General features: G+C 46.3%; 18 protein-coding genes. 5 read left to right on the plus strand and 13 right to left on the minus strand.

What is annotated here, in order from left to right:
* Nucleotides 1-3: 3 nt before the first annotated feature.
* The 6 genes from I8U23_RS13010 to mutY form a co-directional block, all read right to left on the minus strand.
* Nucleotides 4-342, minus strand: coding sequence for a hypothetical protein (locus I8U23_RS13010; protein ID WP_037996164.1), 339 nt, complete (start codon nucleotides 340-342; stop codon nucleotides 4-6).
* Between the two features lie 30 nt (nucleotides 343-372).
* Nucleotides 373-1,203, minus strand: coding sequence for a pyrroline-5-carboxylate reductase (gene proC / locus I8U23_RS13015; RefSeq protein WP_037996166.1), 831 nt, complete (start codon nucleotides 1,201-1,203; stop codon nucleotides 373-375).
* Between the two features lie 687 nt (nucleotides 1,204-1,890).
* Complete coding sequence (locus I8U23_RS13020) at nucleotides 1,891-2,334, minus strand: GNAT family N-acetyltransferase (protein ID WP_082240699.1); 444 nt, start codon at nucleotides 2,332-2,334, stop codon at nucleotides 1,891-1,893.
* 64 nt (nucleotides 2,335-2,398) lie between these two features.
* On the minus strand, nucleotides 2,399-3,088 hold the full coding sequence (locus I8U23_RS13025; RefSeq protein ID WP_037996169.1) for a hypothetical protein: 690 nt from the start codon (nucleotides 3,086-3,088) through the stop codon (nucleotides 2,399-2,401).
* 457 nt (nucleotides 3,089-3,545) lie between these two features.
* Nucleotides 3,546-4,871 carry a VanW family protein gene (locus tag I8U23_RS13505; RefSeq protein WP_062843401.1) on the minus strand — a complete coding sequence of 442 codons (1,326 nt, stop codon included), beginning with the start codon at nucleotides 4,869-4,871 and terminating at the stop codon, nucleotides 3,546-3,548.
* A gap of 30 nt (nucleotides 4,872-4,901) precedes the next feature.
* A complete protein-coding gene (mutY, locus tag I8U23_RS13035) occupies nucleotides 4,902-6,005 on the minus strand; it encodes an A/G-specific adenine glycosylase (protein WP_206760065.1) in 1,104 nt (367 codons plus the stop codon).
* A 242-nt stretch (nucleotides 6,006-6,247) separates the two neighbouring features.
* Here mutY and I8U23_RS13040 point away from each other — a divergent pair, with 242 nt between their 5' ends.
* The gene (locus tag I8U23_RS13040) at nucleotides 6,248-7,225 is read left to right on the plus strand and encodes a metal-dependent hydrolase (RefSeq protein WP_198051119.1); all 978 of its coding nucleotides are present in this window, start codon (nucleotides 6,248-6,250) and stop codon (nucleotides 7,223-7,225) included.
* Between the two features lie 34 nt (nucleotides 7,226-7,259).
* Nucleotides 7,260-8,192, plus strand: a complete 933-nt coding sequence (locus tag I8U23_RS13045; RefSeq protein ID WP_049719590.1) for a mechanosensitive ion channel family protein — start codon at nucleotides 7,260-7,262, stop codon at nucleotides 8,190-8,192.
* Between the two features lie 77 nt (nucleotides 8,193-8,269).
* On the opposite strand, the gene I8U23_RS13050 is transcribed toward I8U23_RS13045, so the two are convergent.
* The 4 genes from I8U23_RS13050 to I8U23_RS13065 form a co-directional block, all read right to left on the minus strand.
* The gene (locus I8U23_RS13050) at nucleotides 8,270-8,422 is read right to left on the minus strand and encodes a hypothetical protein (RefSeq protein WP_165489714.1); all 153 of its coding nucleotides are present in this window, start codon (nucleotides 8,420-8,422) and stop codon (nucleotides 8,270-8,272) included.
* 45 nt (nucleotides 8,423-8,467) lie between these two features.
* Nucleotides 8,468-9,367: a DNA-3-methyladenine glycosylase family protein gene (locus I8U23_RS13055; RefSeq protein ID WP_049719589.1), complete on the minus strand. Its 900-nt coding sequence runs from the start codon at nucleotides 9,365-9,367 to the stop codon at nucleotides 8,468-8,470.
* Between the two features lie 163 nt (nucleotides 9,368-9,530).
* Nucleotides 9,531-10,127, minus strand: coding sequence for a 3D domain-containing protein (locus I8U23_RS13060; protein ID WP_049719588.1), 597 nt, complete (start codon nucleotides 10,125-10,127; stop codon nucleotides 9,531-9,533).
* A 124-nt stretch (nucleotides 10,128-10,251) separates the two neighbouring features.
* The gene (locus tag I8U23_RS13065; RefSeq protein ID WP_037996176.1) at nucleotides 10,252-11,601 is read right to left on the minus strand and encodes an O-antigen ligase family protein; all 1,350 of its coding nucleotides are present in this window, start codon (nucleotides 11,599-11,601) and stop codon (nucleotides 10,252-10,254) included.
* A 355-nt stretch (nucleotides 11,602-11,956) separates the two neighbouring features.
* On the opposite strand from I8U23_RS13065, the gene I8U23_RS13070 reads away from it, so the two are divergent.
* Nucleotides 11,957-12,784 (plus strand): ABC transporter ATP-binding protein, encoded by an 828-nt coding sequence (locus I8U23_RS13070; protein WP_049719587.1) that lies wholly within the window; start codon nucleotides 11,957-11,959, stop codon nucleotides 12,782-12,784.
* A 110-nt stretch (nucleotides 12,785-12,894) separates the two neighbouring features.
* Here the strand turns inward: I8U23_RS13070 and I8U23_RS13075 are convergent, their stop codons facing one another.
* Nucleotides 12,895-14,676, minus strand: a complete 1,782-nt coding sequence (locus I8U23_RS13075) for an adenine deaminase C-terminal domain-containing protein (RefSeq protein ID WP_049719586.1) — start codon at nucleotides 14,674-14,676, stop codon at nucleotides 12,895-12,897.
* 122 nt (nucleotides 14,677-14,798) lie between these two features.
* Here I8U23_RS13075 and I8U23_RS13080 point away from each other — a divergent pair, with 122 nt between their 5' ends.
* Both I8U23_RS13080 and I8U23_RS13085 read left to right on the plus strand, forming a co-directional pair.
* Complete coding sequence (locus I8U23_RS13080; protein ID WP_037996180.1) at nucleotides 14,799-14,996, plus strand: YgaP family membrane protein; 198 nt, start codon at nucleotides 14,799-14,801, stop codon at nucleotides 14,994-14,996.
* Between the two features lie 708 nt (nucleotides 14,997-15,704).
* Nucleotides 15,705-15,917 carry a hypothetical protein gene (locus I8U23_RS13085; protein ID WP_037996188.1) on the plus strand — a complete coding sequence of 71 codons (213 nt, stop codon included), beginning with the start codon at nucleotides 15,705-15,707 and terminating at the stop codon, nucleotides 15,915-15,917.
* Between the two features lie 136 nt (nucleotides 15,918-16,053).
* On the opposite strand, the gene purD is transcribed toward I8U23_RS13085, so the two are convergent.
* Nucleotides 16,054-17,313: a phosphoribosylamine--glycine ligase gene (gene purD / locus I8U23_RS13090; protein WP_037996191.1), complete on the minus strand. Its 1,260-nt coding sequence runs from the start codon at nucleotides 17,311-17,313 to the stop codon at nucleotides 16,054-16,056.
* Between the two features lie 23 nt (nucleotides 17,314-17,336).
* Complete coding sequence (locus tag I8U23_RS13095; protein ID WP_037996198.1) at nucleotides 17,337-17,609, minus strand: hypothetical protein; 273 nt, start codon at nucleotides 17,607-17,609, stop codon at nucleotides 17,337-17,339.
* Nucleotides 17,610-17,707: the final 98 nt, after the last annotated feature.

The following is a 17,707-nucleotide window of genomic DNA, read 5'->3' on the forward strand; positions in this document are numbered from 1 at the left end:
AACCTATTGCCAAACCAAGGAATTTTCACTCACATCATCTTGTTCTACCACTTTTCCCCTGTCAATTGCAAGCATAAACCCAACATTTGTTAACAAAATGACGTATTTTTGGCAAATACACCCAAAAACACGTAGTTTTATCATCCGCTCCTCCGATGGCATCACCGTCTTTTTTGGCTCTTTTCCATTCCTCTCAATGAAGTTTCTAGTCTTTTTATTTCCAAAAATAACATAAAATAAAACACCCAAAACTCTGAATTTAATTTTTTTCTGTAATAAAGAAAAATCCCTTACTAAATCAACTTCAGGGAAAACCGGACTCCGGCATGAAAAAGAGTCCATGAACCCGCCTTGTCATGGACTCTCAACATTTCAATAAGAAGCATGTTGTTTGCCCAATTCACCCGCCCGCTTCGCCGCCTTCAGCACGGCCGCTTTCACCGCTTCGTCAAAGCGATAATCCCTTAATGCCTGCAAACCGGCCATGGTGGTGCCTCCGGGAGATGTGACTTCTTCACACAACTGCCTGGCATTTTTTCCGCTTTCCATGAGCATATGTGCCGCTCCCAGCAAAGTTTGAACCGTTAAGATCCGGGCTGTTTCCGGATCCAAACCGGCCGATACCCCGGCAGACTCCATGGCTTCCGTCATGGTATAGATATAAGCCGGACCACTTCCCGACAGGCCCGTCACGGCATCCATCAAAGCTTCTTCCACCATGACCACCAAGCCGATAGTGGAAAAAATCTCTCTTGTGATCTCAACCGCTTCCCGGGTCGCCCGGCTTCCCTTGCTCATCGCCGTGGCCGATCGCCCCACCCGGCAAGAGGTGTTTGGCATCACCCGCATCACCGAAACGCGATTTTGTAAATAATTATCAATGAATTCCGTGGTGATTCCCGCCACCGCAGAGATTAAAATTTGTCCGTCCTGTAAACGCTCTCCCCATTTTTTCAACACTTCGACCGTATCTTTGGGTTTTACCGCAAGAATCACAATCTCTGCCCCGGCCACATTTTCTTCGCTTTGCTTCGTCCAATCAAGCCCGTATTTTTGACATATTTCTTTGATGCGCGTGCGGTTTTGCCGGTTCACCATGCTCACTTGATGCGGCTTCACCTTCTTCTCCGTGATCAGCCCTTCCAAAATCGCTTCCGCCATGGATCCGGCGCCGATAAACCCGATGGTCTTGTGTGCAAGCATCAAAAATCCCTCCTCTTTGTTTCAAAATAAAAAACCTCTTTTCGCCTAAAGGACGAAAGAGGTTTGTCTTCCGCGGTACCACCTTTGTTGGCACATCCATTGTGCCCGGCTTTTTATCTGTAACGGGAAAACCCGGATAGATTCATCATCTTCCGCATACAAGGGTGGGTTCAAACAGACAACACCGGCAAAGCCTCTCAACCGGCGGGCTTTACTCTCTGTACGGCTTGTCATGTTTTACTGGCCCTCGTCATCGCGTTTCCAACATATATCGGTTGTACGAACGGTTTTTTCTCACTGATCATGAAATTCTGCTAACTATTATGAATCATTGCGATCGGGATGTCAACCGGAGATCACGGCCCGGCCCCCACCCCGGCAACCGTTTTGAGCTTGCAGAAAAGAGAAAGCAAAAAGCAAATGCATTCATCCAAACACATTTAATAATTTTTTGATGAATCATTAAAATTTACATAACAAAAAACAAAACAAGAAAGCCGGTTCATCTTTTCAAAAAAGCGGAACAGGCAAAAAAATAAACCGTTCAAATAATTTTAATTTGAAAGCGCATTCAAAGTGTAGTAATCTTAACTTAAAACAGATATCCTTAAATAGGCTTGGGGTCCAAAAAAGGATTTGGACACAAAAAAATCTCTGCCTTTCGGCAGAAACTCAAAGCATAAAAAATTATGAAACGGTTTGACGCCTTTGAAAGACAGAATACAACTCTTTTTCCAAGCGAGTGGAGCAACTATTGGTATAGCCGAGATGTTGATAAAATGGGAGCAGTTTTTTCGTTCCTTCATCGACTGTGATCCAAATCCTTTTGACTCCTTTTTTCCAAAAACGATGTTCCAACTCACGGACCAACATGGTGCCAATTTTTCTCTTTTGATGGTCAGGATGGACAGCCAGACAATAAAAAAAGCCCGTTTGTTGATCAATCGTACCAACAATCGCACCAACCACTGTTCCTTCTTCTTCAGCCACGATCACCAAATCCCGGTCCAAGCTGATTTGTTCCGCCAACACTTGCAACGTTTCTTTTTCCTGCTCGCGAGAAGCTGTCATTTGCCAAATGTTTGATACATCATGTACATCTGACAATCGAAAAGAACGTAAGCGTATCATTTTTTCCCCCCGCTTCAGATCCCATTCTCGGCTTATTTATTTTACCTCAAGAACTAATTTTATTTCAATCCATTTCATTTCCAATCGGATTCATATCTTCAGCCGCATACCAAAGCCACGGGACAAACAAAAGGATGGCAGCCCCCTGCCAGAAAACCGCCGCAGAACCGACCCACCGCACCAAGACCGCCCCGGTCAGAACCATGACCCAAACCAGCAACGACCACCAATGAAGCAAGCGGGAAAGACCCGATGACCGGAACATCACGGCGGTATAGATCAACCCGCCGACGGCCCAACAAGAGGGGACAAAGACGCTGATCGCGGGGACAAGTAAATGTTCCCAATCATCCAGATGATGAAACAAGAGCGGATTGGTTGTCTCCCAAGCCATTTTCATCAGCAATGGATAGACAAACATTTGTATAAAGACATGGATGAATAAGGAAAGGCTGCCCATCAATTGAATAAACCAACCCCACTGCAAAATCACGCGATATTGCCGGTCGAGGGTGAACAACAAGATGGTGAAAACGGCCAGAATGGACAAAACGGCAATCAGAATGCTAATCCAGGAGATCGTCACCAGGACCTCATTCGCCTGCATAAAACGGAACCGTCTGAGCCAGGACCCCTGAGACAGTTGGAAAAGAACGAACATGACAAAAAGAACGGTGACAAAATGAAGAAGAGCCGACCCGCGGAATACCCATAAAAACCAATGCTTGCGAACCCCCACAGACACATGTTTCATCACTTACCACCCCCGCCGGAACACTCAGAAAACAGCAAAATTTTCCTTTTTCTTTATTTTATCCTGCCCCCTCTTCTTTCAATCACTTTTTTCCAGATCTTTTTATTTTTGTTGTGATTTGCAAAACGCATTCCTTGCGGATTCACTTTGGTGCATAACCGGTATAAATCATGCATGCCGCGCAGTTGTTCCATAAGCAAAAAGGACTGACCACCCGGGTCAGCGTCAGCCTCTGAATTCGTCTTGCAGGGACGTCTTCCCGTGAATGTGAAATTCCTGATTGAAGGAGAAGAAGAAATCGGCAGTCCTCATCTCATCCCTTGTTTACAGAGATACAAAAAACGTTTTCAATGCGATCTGGTGCTTATTTCCGACACGGCCATGTTGGATGAAAACCAACCGGCTGAACAAAAAACACCCTTTGACCCGTTCATCTTGGCCGAAGGGTGTTTTTTGTTTAAGACTGCGGCACTTCCTTTCCGCTCTGATCAACGACCACTTCCGTAAAGGATTCGGGTGCCGGCGCCACATTGCGCTTTTTCACTTTGGCTCCGGGAACCGTATAAACATTTGCCGTCAGTTCCCCGCCGTTGATAAAGATCCTCAAAAGAATCGGAGCATCCAGATTGTTTTGGAAGCGGAAATCCGGACCGCCCCATGAAACCGTGGCATCCCGGCCTTTGGGCACATAATCGACATCTGCACTGTGATGGACCACTCTCAACATTTTCAATCCGGCACGGTCCGTACTGTTGTATAACGTGGAAGAGACTTGGCAAATGCCTCCGCCAATGCCTTCGGTATATTCTCCTTTGACAATCACGTGAGCGGTTTTATATCCTCTTGCTTCAGTGCGCTCTCCCACCACTTGGTTGAATGAAAATTTTTCGCCGGGCAACATGACCAAATTATGAATCTCATTGGAGGCCAGCTGCATATTCGTGGTCCGGTTGACGTTTCCTGGGTTGAATTTGGTGGTGTAGCTTCCGATCAAATTTTTATCCACTTGGCGCAAATCATTGCTGGTCACCTCCGGTTTCACCTCAACCATGGGGATCGTATACGGTTGATTCAAGGAAGCATGCCAATTATTCAGCCATTCCTTCATTTTTTCCACATCCATGTCTTCTCCGTATTCTCCCTTGATCAGGGTCTCCCCCCAACGGTTGTTCTCAAACCGGGCATTCTTCGGTTCGACACGCACTTCCTTGCGGACGCTGTCCAACCATTCGGTTAATTTTTTCATATCCACACTTTCCGGACTTTTTCCATCATAACCCAATTGCCACAAATCCAACTCGTATTTTTTGCCCTCATGTTGCAAAATCAGTTTGGCCGGATCTTTCTTTTCTTCCTCCGTTTGAACCGCAGCAACTTCTTCCGTCGTCCCTGCCGGGCCGTAAACACCAAAGCCCAGGATCGCCACCACCGTCATGGATGCGATGATGGTGCTCACCAAAATCTTTTTGGGACGGGGAGTGTTTTTGATTTCACTCTTGATCCTTTCCCGGATTCCTCTTTCCTGCGGCACGCCGGCCGGGGTCCCGTCCGCTTTCTCATTTGGTTTGTTTTGCTCATTGCTCATTGCTTCCGGTTTCGCATGGGCTTGTTCAGCCTTTGCATGCTCTTCAGCCCCGGTCGGGGAAAATGCCCCCGGATCGCCAAATGCCTGCTGCTCTCCGCTTCCTGTCCCTTCCGGCTTCTTTCCATCATCCACACGGATCTCCAACTCAGATTTTGTTTCAGAGGAATGTTCCTCATGCTTCTTCTCTTTTTCCTCCACAATCACACTCTCCCTTTTATCATCCATCCGTCAGACTTTTTTTCGTTCTGTTTTAAACGCTTTGTGGTAAACATTGGCCCAGGTTTTTTCTTCTCTTTTCTCTTTTTCCAGCCATGACCATGACGTTGGCAAATCAAAGCCGGTATTTTTAAGCTCCACTTCCACCACCGTCACCTTCCAATGGCGATGGCTGAAAACATGTTGAAATTCTCCTTTGATTATATAATTTAAAGCAGGTATTCGATTTTCTTTGCAAAATTTTTCTATGATTGTCAAATGATGATCTCCTTTGGGGATCTCAAAGGTCGGCAAACCCCAAAGCCCGGCAAGCAATCCTTGTTCAGGCCTTTTCTCCCCGATAAACAAGTTTTGATGTTGAAAAAAGACCATCACCATCTCTTGTTGCACCGGCGGTTTTGCCTTTTTTTTGACCGGAAGTTGTTCTTCCATCCCTTTTTCATAGGCTTCACACACCGAACGAACCGGACAGAGCAAGCAGCCGGGTGATACCGGAGTGCAAATGGTTGCCCCCAAATCCATCAACGCCTGGTTGAAATCCCCCGGGGCTTCTTCCGGCATGACACGCTCCACCAGAGACTCCATCTTTTTCCGGGTGGTGCCGGATGCAATATCCTCTTCGATGGCAAACAAACGGGAAAAAACGCGCATCACGTTCCCGTCCACAGCCGGAATTTTTTGGTCAAACGCAATGCTTAACACCGCTCCGGCGGTATAAGTGCCAATTCCTTTTAATTTTAATATAGATTTTTTATCTGAAGGAATTTTCCCATCGCCTTCATGAACGATTTGCTTGGCGGCTTGGTGCAAATTTCGTACACGCGAATAATAGCCCAAACCTTCCCAAGCCTTCAGCACTTGTTCTTCGGGGGCATTGGCCAGATCTTCCACCGTGGGAAACAGCTTCATAAACCGTTCAAAATAAGGGATCACCGTATCGACGCGGGTTTGTTGCAGCATGATTTCGGAAACCCAGATTCGGTAAGGGTCTTTGTTTTTTCGCCACGGCAAATCTCTCTTGTTTTGTCCGTACCACGCCAGTAATTGTGTCTGAATAGTATGTCGTTTTTCTTCACTGATGGATAAATGTTTATCAATATCGCGACTTTTTGGCAATCAGTGTCCTCCTTTAGCATGAATTCGGTTCCAAAGGTTATAATCTGAATGAGATGATACAGAAAATCCTGTTATTAACATCATACACGACCTGACCCCGATTTGTATAAATGAATTTTAACGTTCCTTTAAACTATGGACAGTAGTTGCTTTATTAAAATAAATTTTATCGATTACGTCAATCTTTTCATTATAAAAATCTGATAAAATTTGTTCAGTCTGTCCCGGAGGAGGGTCTAAGAATGGATACAGGAACCCATTTTGTGATGGGGGTGGGACTTTTCGGATTGGCTCAATTGGATCCGGCGGTCACAACCGATCCTGAAACAATGAAATCGGTGCTGTTGGCAACCGTGATCGGATCTGAAATACCGGATATCGATACGCTTTACCGCCTGAAAGGAAATGCCAAATATATCCGGAATCACCGGGGATTCAGCCATTCATTGCCAATGCTTTTGGTTTGGCCCGGTCTCATCACCCTTGGGCTTTTTCTTCTGCTACCGGAAATAAATGTGTTACACACGTTTTTATGGAGCTTTCTTGCCGTCTTTATCCATATCTTTATTGATTTGTTTAATTCCTACGGAACCCAGGCGTTCCGTCCGTTATCCAGAAACTGGGTGACTTTTAACGTTTTGAACATCTTTGATCCTTTCATTTTCTCCCTTCATCTGGCCGGATTTGCCTTGTGGTGGATATGGCCGGCTCAAAGCGGAAAAATCTTCCTTCTGGTCTATTTGGCAATCGCCGGTTATATTGCGCTCCGGTTTTGGCAACAGCGAAATCTGCTCCGGATGGCACAAAAACAAGTCAATGTGCTCGGCAGATACACTCTGACCCCCACTTTTCGCTGGAATGTGTGGAATTTGATCGTTGAAACCCCGGAAATGGCAAAAGTGGGTGAAATTCGGAGTAAACGAATCCATTGGACCGGCCGTTTTCCGACCAAAGATATGCTTCATCCGGCCGTCAAGGAATCGAAAAAGGCCGAACCCATCCGTGCTTTCCTTTCTTTTACTTCTTACGGATATCCCAAAGTCTTTGAACGTCCCTACGGTTATGAAGTCCGCTGGCTGGACGTCCGGTACCATTATAAAAGGCATTATCCCTTTTTTGCCATTGCTTTACTTGACCATCAACACCAGATCTTTTACGCTTATGTTGGTTGGATGAGCAGAGAACAATTAGATAAAAAAACAAAACAATTCATTTCATAAATTCGCTTGATGAAACCGGAGGAGAAGTAAAAGAATGAATGGAATAACGGAACAAACATTGAATACACAAATTGCGGCCGCCGGGGAATTGGCAGTGCAAACCAAAACCCTGTTGACCCGGATGATTGAAGATCCGATGTCTTACATTGTCCTTCCAGCCGGTCAAATTGCGCTCATCGTTGTTTTGACGATCGTGGCACTTCGCTTTGTCGACCGGATTGTGGATAAAATTTTTGACATCAGCCGGATGGAATCCAAAAAAGCGCAAACCCTCCGCAAGTTGATCAAATCCATTGCCCGTTATGCCATTTACTTTATATCCGCACTCACCATCTTAATCAATCTCGGCTTTGATCCGCTGCCTGTGCTGGCCGGTGCCGGGGTTCTGGGCTTGGCGGTCGGTTTCGGGGCACAAAATCTGATCCGGGATGTCATCAGCGGATTTTTTATGATCTTCGAAGGACAGTTGGAAGTCGGCGATTATGTGGAAATCAACGGTCAAATCCGCGGAACGGTCGAAGAAGTCGGCCTCCGCATCACCAAAATTCGTGAATTTAACCAACGGCTGCATTATCTCGCGAACGGTAACATCAACCAAGTGACAAATTACAACCGGGATCAGATGCGGGCCATTGTCAACGTGACGGTTCCTTATGAATCCGACTTGTCAAAAGTGAATGAAGCATTGGAAGAGGTTTGTGCAAACATTCAAGAAAAGTTTGCCTCTTCTCTGATTCAAGAACCGGAAATCATGGGGATCACCACGATGGATGCAAGCGGGGTCACATTCACTCTGACCGCCCTCAGCGAACCGGATCAATTTTGGGCACTGGAAAGGGCGATCCGAAAAGAAACCATTCTTGTTTTGCACAGATACAAAATCGACTTCGCTTATCCGCGCAGTGTGGTATATCACTTAGAAGACGGACAAGAAGCGAAACTGGTCAAAGAAGGCTTTGAAGTGTAAGGAAATACAATCAGCCCCTCCTTTTTGAAGGAGGGGCTTTTCTGTTTTTCCGACCACTGTTTCGTCAACGGTTTTTTTTATAGAAACTGCCCGGCAAGCACAAAGACGGTAATGGCAAGAATTGCAATCCCTGTCCACACTGCCATCGCTTTGAGATCCCGCATCAAGATGCCATGGGCATCGACTTCCGCAACACGTTTCTTCTTTTGTTGAGCTCTCTTCCTTGCCACTTTCATCTTCTCCTTTACAAATGTCGATCGACATTGCCATTTCCATTATTCCCCGTTTTTCAGGTCGCTCAGGGCATCCCATAAATAAAAAGTAACATAACTGGCATAGGGGGACCAACTTCTGCCAAGTTGCCGGATGGTCGGTTCATCCGGTCTTTCTTGCATGGAATAAAACTGTTTGACCGCATTTCTCAGCCCGATATCCTGGGCCGGGAGCAGATCGGGCCTCCCCAGTCCAAATAGCATCACACATTCCGCCGTCCAACGTCCAATCCCCCGGATTGGAAGCAAGCGGGCAAAGACTTCCTCATCGGAACATCTGTCCAGTGCCTCCAGATCCAATTTGCCGCCGGCTATCCTTCTCGACAAATCGATAATGTATTCTGCTTTGCGACGATTGAACTGGATCTCTTGCAAATCCTCATACCTGAGCCGGGCAATCTGTTCCGGGGTCGGGAAAACAGCCCATCGTTCTCCTTGAAATTCGGCTTCATCCCCTGCCAGTTCAATCAAACGGCGAATGAGGACAGCTGCAAAAGATACATTCAATTGTTGCCCGATGACCGTTTTGATCAAACACTCATGCAAGTCGGGATCCAGCACAAAATGCAATCCCTTCCGTGCCAGGATCACCGGGGCCAACTCCGGGACTTGTTCCATTTGTTCATAGAACGGTTGCAAGTCCACTTCGGTGGAAAACATGCGGGCCACTTTTTTGCGGAACCCTTCTTCTTCCTGTTCCTCCACCTTCCCGGTGATCTCCACCTTCAGGGCAACATCCTCCTCGTCACAGCTTACCGAGAGCAATAACGGACCGTGCTTTCCGTGAATGGTACGCTGAAAACGGCCATGTCGGCAACGATAAATGCTTTTTTCAAATGAATGAAGGCGTTTGGTCGTAAGTTTAAATGAATACGGATAACGCAATGGAAGTGAAAATTCCATCGGATTTCTCCTTTCCCTTTCATTTTATGCTCATCCCCAATCAAAAAAAAAGACTTTTCCATCAGGAAAAGCCCATTGTTCGTAAAATTCACAATTATGGATCGGATTTTTGGCAGGGCGGCAATGATCCGGTGAACGAACCATCGCCCAAGACGGAAAAAACTCATTCCACCATTTCGACGCGGACATTTCTCTTGACTCCGAATTGAAGGGCTTCATCCAGATCTTCCATGTAAACGTCTATCCGCCGCCCGTTGATCGCCCCTCCGGTGTCTTGGGCAATCCGGTAACCAATTCCCTCAATGTAAACACGGGAGCCGATGGGAATCACATCCGGATCGACGGCAATGGTCAATCCTTCCATTACCGGACTTCCACTGGCTGTGATCCCGTACCCCGGGTCACCCGGCCGTTTGCCTGTCGACTCCGGTCCGGCCGTGTAGGCCGTGAGCGTAAATTCACCGAGGTCCTTCCCTCTTTTCATCGCCGGCATGGCATGGGCAGACAATTGGACGGATCCTTGTTTTTTCCGGATCCGCAATTTTTGTCCCGGATAGATCTTATCCGGATCCTTCAGGTGGTTCATCCGCACCAAATCGTTCACGGAAACCTCATATTTCCTCGCCAACCGGGTCAACGTATCCCCTTTTTGAACCACCACCGCGTCCTCCGCAAGGCTTTCGGCCCCGGCATCACCGGCCAACCAACAGGCTGCCAGAGAGAAAGACAAAACAAAGCAAAGCATATGTATCCATTTCACGGGTACCACCTCAAACCAAAAAGTTTTTTCATGGTACCATCCTGATCTAATTTTTCAGATTTTATACACTCTTGTTCCTCTTGGATGAATACAAAAAAGCCGGGGAAATGCATTTCCCCGGCTTCTACTCGATTTTCCGGTGTACAAAAACGCGATAAATCCAGTACATCACTTCATACGGGATAAAGAGCAAGATCCATGAAATCACTTTTCGCTCCGAAAAAGCGGGAAATTCCCGCTCGGGTTCCGAAGACTTGCTCCAGTCCGGCTTATTGACGCAACGACGAACATACTGAGTATGAATGATAATGACACTAAGCATAAACATCAGGCCGATCTGCGGAGCAATAATCGGATAGTCATACATTCCATGCCCCAAAAGAGCAATGGTCAAAGACAAGAGCATTCCGGCCAGCCTTTTTTCTTCTTTTTGGTTGGCCACCTTCCGCCAGCGCCTCGCCCGTTGGATGGTCAAAAGCAACATCCAAAGAAACAGCCCCAACCCCAACACACCGAACTCACTGGCAACCCCCAAAAAAATGTTATGGGCATGATAAACATAAAATCCGGCTTCTTTGACAAAAAGTTGGCCGAAATGAAGGGGCAGCACCCCGAGCAACCAATGTTCCCTGAAAATCTTGAACGCGGTTGTCCACACTTCCAAACGGACTTCAATGGTTGCCTGCAAGGTTTCCTTGCGCGGGATCAGCTCGGGAAAACAAGAAATCAGCAAAAAAATGGCAAGCGTAATCGTCACAGTTCGTTTTCGGTGTCCCGTCATCCACAGCTGGACAATCAAGCCGATGAGCAATCCGGCCCATGCACCGCGGGAACCCGTACACCAAATCGCCGTCACATAAACCCCGAAAATCAAAAATGCCATCAACTTATGCCATTTTTTCTTCAACACGGATGCGGCATAAATGCTCATCAAGGAAAAACAGATGAGCAAAGCGGCAGTCAAATTGGAATTTCCCGACGTTCCGATGCTGCGGACGGATCGTTCCGATTGAAAACGAAAATCATTGTAAAATTGTAAAATATTACCTACAAAGGAGTCATTGATGACATGCCAATCCATTTGCTGGATAAAAACAATGACCGCAATGTAAAGACCGCTCAGCCAAAAAGCAAGGTACGTCTTTTGCACTTCTTGCCAAGACCAGCTCAAATGGCGGATCCAAACCGCCAACATCCAATAAAGCCCAAACATGGCAATCGGAATCAACCCGACGGGAATCCCGTAAAACCAGGAAGGTTCCACCAGCCAGCTGACCGCGGAAATCAGCATGAACCCGATGAAAGCCTTCTCCGGCCAATCAAGGGATTTCAAAAACCGGTATTCTTTCCGATGCCACAAAACAGCTGCTGCAATGCACAAAAGGGCAACCGGCGGCAACAATGGCGTCAAGATAATGGATAAAAATAAAAACTGTGCCAACCGTTGATTTCCCCAGAAATTTATTACTTTCAAGAGTATAAACTCCTTTTGATCAAGTTTCGCTCATCTTCGACAGCACATGCAAAATTATTGTGGACAAAATCGCCTTTTTTATTCCTACTCTACATTGTACACGTAATTTATATATATTTCGATTCGCCCATCGGTTCATTCCTCTTTATTCCTTCAAGAAAAAAGCAACCCTTTCCCTACCATAAAGACTAATATATCCAAACCCTCTCTCCGGGTCAAATAGAAAATATCATTTATCTAAAAAGAATAAAATGGATTACAAATTTTAATCACGTTGACGATTGAAAATTATTCTCATAGAATGAAAGACAAATGCAAATGCTGTCCGATCAAGGGCTGACTGGAGGCGTTCCTATTGCAAAAAGGCATCATCGCTCACCAATTGACACTGGCATACGGCTCTTCCACCATCATCCGGGAATTAAATTTGGAAATCCCGCATGGAAAAATCACGGTTTTTGTCGGAAGCAACGGCTGCGGGAAATCGACTCTCCTGCGCTCGCTGGCGCGGCTTTTAAAACCGATCGCAGGGCAAATCACTTTAAATGGAAAAGAAATTCACAAACGTCCTTCCAAAGAAATCGCCAAACAGTTGGCGATCCTTCCCCAAGGGCCCGAAACCCCCGAAGGATTCACCGTGATGCAACTGGTCAAGCAAGGCCGTTATCCTTATCAAACCTGGGCCAGCCAATGGTCCAAGGAAGATGAAGAAAAAGTAATGTGGGCTTTAAAAATGACCCAAATGACGGAATATGCCGATCATCCCTTGGACTCCTTGTCAGGAGGGCAACGGCAACGTGCCTGGATCGCGATGACCCTGGCTCAAGACACGGATATCATTCTGTTGGATGAGCCGACCACCTATCTGGATGTTACTCACCAAATTGAAATTTTAGATCTTTTGTTTGACCTTAATCAAAAAGAAGGACGTACCATTGTGATGGTCCTGCATGATCTGAATTTGGCCTGCCGGTATGCCCATCATATTGTCGCCATTCAAAACCAAACCGTCTATGCCCAAGGCGCTCCGGAAAAGGTGGTCAACGAACGCATGGTGGAAGAAGTTTTCAAACTGAAGTCCAAGGTTACAACCGATCCGATTTTTGGCACCCCCTTGTGCATCCCTTACGGAAAAGGGCGCCGGATCTCTCAACAAACTTTCACAGCAACGGGGATTTCCTGAAATCCTCTGCGGCTGCCATTTTTATTATCCGAATTTTCCGCCATTTGGGAAGGGAAGAGGTGGGTCTCATCCAGAGAAGCCCACCTGCATTTTTCAGCGCTTCAAAACCACTATACCAACTCCAATAGCCGGCTGGAAGGATACTCCACTTTCTTCTTTTTCACTTGCATGATCCCCTCACTGGTGAGCCGGATATAAGGGAGATGCGTGGAAGATAAAAACGTCATGGTAAACAGCGGATCCAAATGGGAAAACCCATACTGTTTCAGTTCGTCAATAAAAAGCTCCAACCGTTCGATCAGTTCATCGATGGACAAATCCACCATGATGCCCAATAAAGGCAGAGGCAGATGAAACTTTTCCTTTCCATCCTGAATCCAAACCAATCCCCCTTGATCCCGGATCACTTGATTGGCAGCCATCGCCATCGCTTCCGGATCCCTTCCCAAAACCAATATATCGCGCGACCCCGTGTTGGTTGTCGCCATTCCGTCAATCCCGACGGCAAATCCGCGCAACAATCCGGGGGTGATCCATCGGCCGTTCCGGTCAATCAAAAAAGAAAACAGCCGTTCATCCCCCTCCGGCAAATAAACTTTTCCATCTTTTGCTTCCACTTTTTCTTTGGACCGTTTGGTGATCACGGAGTTGATCAATTGGATCACCGGAAATTTCTTTTTCCCCGGATCCGGAATGGTCAAGTCCTCCGGCTTCACTTCAAAGGATGACATATCCCACTTCATTCCCGCATAGACGGATTCACGCGACAATTTTTTCTCTTCCTTGTATCTTCCGTTTTCAGCAATCACTTCGCCGTTTGCCATCACCTTGACAGGAGTGGGATCATTTAATGAAGACAAAAAGTTAATGTCGGCGATCCGTCCCGGGGCAATCCCTCCCAAATGCTCATCCATACGGTAATAAACCGCCGGATTGATGGTTGCCATTTGGTAAGCATGAACCGGGGGACAACCGCTTTCGATGGCCAAACGAATCAAATAATCAACAAAGCCATCTTTAAAACATAACGGCGTCGCTCCGTCGCTTGTCATCATCAACCGGTGCCACGGCACATTCTCTTGCCGGACCAGTTCTTTCATGATCTCCGGAAGGTCCGGGCGGATGGAACTGTATCTCAAGGAGACCATATAACCCAAGCGGAGTCTATTTAATACTTCATCGCAGCTGATGCTTTCATGATCACCGGTCACGCCGGCCGCAGACAATCTGGCCAAAGTTTGATAAGAAGCCCCTGGAGCATGGCTCTCCACTTTTTTGCCTTGATTCTTGGCCAAAGTGATACAGGAAACCATTTTCTCATCGCCATCCAACAGGGACGCCCAGTCGGTCAGCTCGCCGGTTTGCACCACCTGGTCATAGCCGATCATTTCTGCCACCCGTTTTTGCTCAAACAATCCTTGCCGTTCATCCGGCAAAGTAGCTTGGGGATCCAGCCGTGCCCACCAGAAAAATTTAACGGGTGACTTCTTGAATTGATCCATCATATGTATGACTTGTGACAAATTTTTTTCGGCAAAAAAGACCACATTATCACAAATCAAAGTGGTGGTACCCAGTGATCCGGCTTTTTCAGCCAGTGTCAACGGATGGTAAATTTGTGACGGATGTGCGTGAGGTTCGATATATCCGGGGACCAACACCTGCCCGGTCGCATCCAGAGTGGGAATCTCTTCATCCAGCTTCAGCCCGCTTTGCTCCATCGGACCAACATAGGCCACTCTTTTTCCGGACAGGGCAATATCGGCTCTTTCCAGCTGTCCGGTGTATACATTCAGTACCGTTCCTCCCAAGATCAACTTGCTGGGGGCTATTCTTCCCATTGCCACATCAATCAACCTGTTTTGTTCCGCAGCTGAAATCTCGATGAACAATCTTTCTCTCCCCTTCAATTTTTGTACTTGCTAGTCGAACAACATTTTACCTGCCCACAGGTTGCATACTTCGGCGCACAACCTGCAAAAATAACAGTAACAAGCCGAAAGGAGGAATTCCTTTGCAAAAGAATGTGGGTACGTTGGATGCTTTGATTCGCATTACGTTCGGACTGGTTGGTTTGGCTTATTGTGCATCGACAAAACGACGTTTTCCTTGGTGTTTGGCGATTCATTCGGCTCTGAAAGTCGCAGAGGGGATCACCCGTTTTTGTCCAATTATCGCCATTTTCGGAAAAGAAAACAGAAACCTTTCATGAAAAAGTTATATTTAATTAAAACTATACAATATTAGAATGAATCATGGAATGGATGATTGCATTTTCATGACGGAATCTATGAAAATTTAATTTATTTCTCCCCTTTTTTCCTGATTTAGAAAAAGAAAGGGGAGACGCAATCATAAATAACATGAAAATATAAAAATATAAAAGAGAATCTCTTGATTAAATTCTGACTCTTTTGTATAATGATTTTCAAGAAAACCTGTCCCGCGGGTCACCTTCGAAATTTGACGGTTTCTGACATACGAGGTGTCTGCCAACACACAGGAAAACGCTTTCATTCGTGAAAAATTGATGAAAAATTCTTCATAAAAATCTCTCATCCACCTGATCGACAAGAATTTTAACGCTTTTTTCAGCCTTTTTCCTTCCTGTGCTGTAAGATGGCAGTTGATTAAATGCGTCAGATGGCGTAGAATCAAGCTAAGATCACCATAACACTTGTCCGACCTTTCCAACTCTTCATTCGACAAAAATCGAACTTTGGTAATATTGTATACAAATTTCGTCATTTTTTATCATGAATAAGCAGGATAATTTGTAACCTGACGTCGAAAAAAAGAATCAAGTTGATTTTGATTCAGAGGTGGCATTTCATAAAAAAAGTGGTACAATAAGGTTAATAGCAATGCGAACAAACGATCGGTTTTTTGAAAATTAAAACCGTTTAGGAGCGTGAGTTATATGTCTCTTAGCGAAATGGAAAAAGAAACTGTGATCCAATTTGATGAGTCGACCAATTTGGCCACCGTATACACCGCCAGCTGGACGGTTGCCCGTTCCCTGAAAAAAGCGGGTTACCAACCGGTCAAAAAAACACAAGGTGGTTGGTGGTTTAAGATCCCGGTCAATGGAATCAGCATTCAAGGTGAAAAAGAAACGACTCAAATTGGATAATCAATGAAAACGGCTTTTATTGCGCAACCGGTGCCGGTTGCCAAATTTAACGAGCCTGACCCAGTGGCTCGTTTTTATTATTTTCCTTACATATAAAAAAACTGCTGGTTTGGTTCCAGCAGTCCCGTTCAGCGATTTACAAAGCTTTCTTTGCAATATCTGTCCGGTAATGAACATTGTCAAACGAAATTTGTTTAACCCGCTCATAAGCCCGCGTTTGTGCTTCTTGAATCGACTCACCCCATGCCGTCACTCCCAAAACCCGTCCTCCTGCCGTTAACCACTCTTCACCGCTCAAAACCGTTCCGGAATGAAAAATCACCGTATCGGCAGCCGGTTTGTCAAGCCCCTGAATGGCCATTCCTTTTTGATACGATCCCGGATAACCGCCCGAGGCCAGAATCACGCAAACAGCAGCTTGATCACTCCACACGATGTCCTGTTCCGAGAGCTTGCCATCGATGACCGATTCCATGATTTCCACCAAATCCGTTTTCAGTCTGGGCAGCACCACTTGTGTTTCCGGGTCGCCAAAGCGGGCATTGAATTCGATCACTTTCGGCCCGGATGCGGTGATCATCAACCCCGCATACAAGACGCCTTTATACTCGATTCCTTCTTCCTGAAACGCCTTTTGTACAGGAAGCAAAATTGTTTCAACGGCTTCGCGGATCACTTCTTCCGGAATCTGGGGAACCGGTGAATAAGCGCCCATTCCCCCGGTGTTGGGGCCTTGATCATGATCGAACACCGGCTTATGGTCTTGAGCAACCACCATCGGTTTGACCGTTTTTCCGTCCATAAACGCCATCAACGACATTTCCTGACCGCTTAAAAACTCTTCAATGACAATCTCCCGGCCGGCATCGCCAAAAACCTTTTCTTCCATTGCGTCAATGACGGCTTTTTCCGCTTCTTCCACAGTGCTTGCCACCACAACCCCTTTTCCGGCAGCCAAACCATCCGCCTTAACGACAATGGGGGCTCCTTTCCCGCGGATATATTCAATCGCTTTCGAAGATTCCGTGAATGACTTGAAATCCGCCGTCGGAATTCCGTATTTTTTCATGAACTCTTTGGCAAAACGTTTGCTTCCTTCAATCCGTGCCGCTTCCCTGCGGGGCCCAAAGATGGCAAGCCTCTCTTCTTCAAAGCGGTCAACAATTCCCGACAACAAGGGAACTTCAGGACCGACCACCGTTAAATCCACCTTGGTTTCCTTTGCAAAGTGAACCAGCCCCTCAATGTCGGTGGCGGCAATATCCACACATTCGGCATCTTTCTGAATGCCTCCGTTGCCTGGTGCACAATACACTTTTTCCACCTTGGGGCTTTTGAGCAAACTCCAAACAATGGCATGTTCTCTTCCTCCGTTGCCGACAACCAGCACTTTCACTTATTGTCTCCTCCCCGCTCTTCTTATGAAATCATCAGGCTGATCGTAAACAATCCCAGTGTGACCATGATGCAGATAAAGGACCGCTCTTTATCCAAAGGGTTTTTATGGCGATAAGACCGTTTGGTTGTAAACACCCCGCCGATGATCATCGCCGCCATGTAAAAGACACCGCTTGCGGTCTGCAGTTGCCTTTGCCAAACAGCGGGATCCAGGTCATACGCCCAATAGGTCGTCACCCCGGTTAAAGCCAGAGCGATGCCGATCCACATGAGAGACCATGAAAGGAGACGCATCAACATTCCTCCTTTGTGCTATTTACATTTTCCACAAAAATTATTCTCAGTATACGCACAAGAAAAGGCTTCTGATACATCTCCCGTTCTCTTTCATG

It is taken from the genome of Thermoactinomyces sp. CICC 10735 (assembly GCF_016055175.1).
Taxonomy (GTDB): Bacteria; Bacillota; Bacilli; order Thermoactinomycetales; family Thermoactinomycetaceae; genus Thermoactinomyces; species Thermoactinomyces vulgaris.

What these genes read in the sequence shown, in the direction of transcription:
- I8U23_RS13010 (WP_037996164.1), bottom strand. Translation starts at nt 342, where the DNA reads ATGGACTCTTTTTCATGCCGGAGTCCGGTTTTCCCTGAAGTTGATTTA.
- I8U23_RS13095 (WP_037996198.1), bottom strand. Translation starts at nt 17,609, where the DNA reads ATGCGTCTCCTTTCATGGTCTCTCATGTGGATCGGCATCGCTCTGGCT.
- I8U23_RS13025 (WP_037996169.1), bottom strand. Translation starts at nt 3,088, where the DNA reads ATGAAACATGTGTCTGTGGGGGTTCGCAAGCATTGGTTTTTATGGGTA.
- I8U23_RS13020 (WP_082240699.1), bottom strand. Translation starts at nt 2,334, where the DNA reads ATGATACGCTTACGTTCTTTTCGATTGTCAGATGTACATGATGTATCA.
- I8U23_RS13055 (WP_049719589.1), bottom strand. Translation starts at nt 9,367, where the DNA reads ATGGAATTTTCACTTCCATTGCGTTATCCGTATTCATTTAAACTTACG.
- I8U23_RS13040 (WP_198051119.1), top strand. Translation starts at nt 6,248, where the DNA reads ATGGATACAGGAACCCATTTTGTGATGGGGGTGGGACTTTTCGGATTG.
- I8U23_RS13085 (WP_037996188.1), top strand. Translation starts at nt 15,705, where the DNA reads ATGTCTCTTAGCGAAATGGAAAAAGAAACTGTGATCCAATTTGATGAG.
- proC (WP_037996166.1), bottom strand. Translation starts at nt 1,203, where the DNA reads ATGCTTGCACACAAGACCATCGGGTTTATCGGCGCCGGATCCATGGCG.
- I8U23_RS13045 (WP_049719590.1), top strand. Translation starts at nt 7,260, where the DNA reads ATGAATGGAATAACGGAACAAACATTGAATACACAAATTGCGGCCGCC.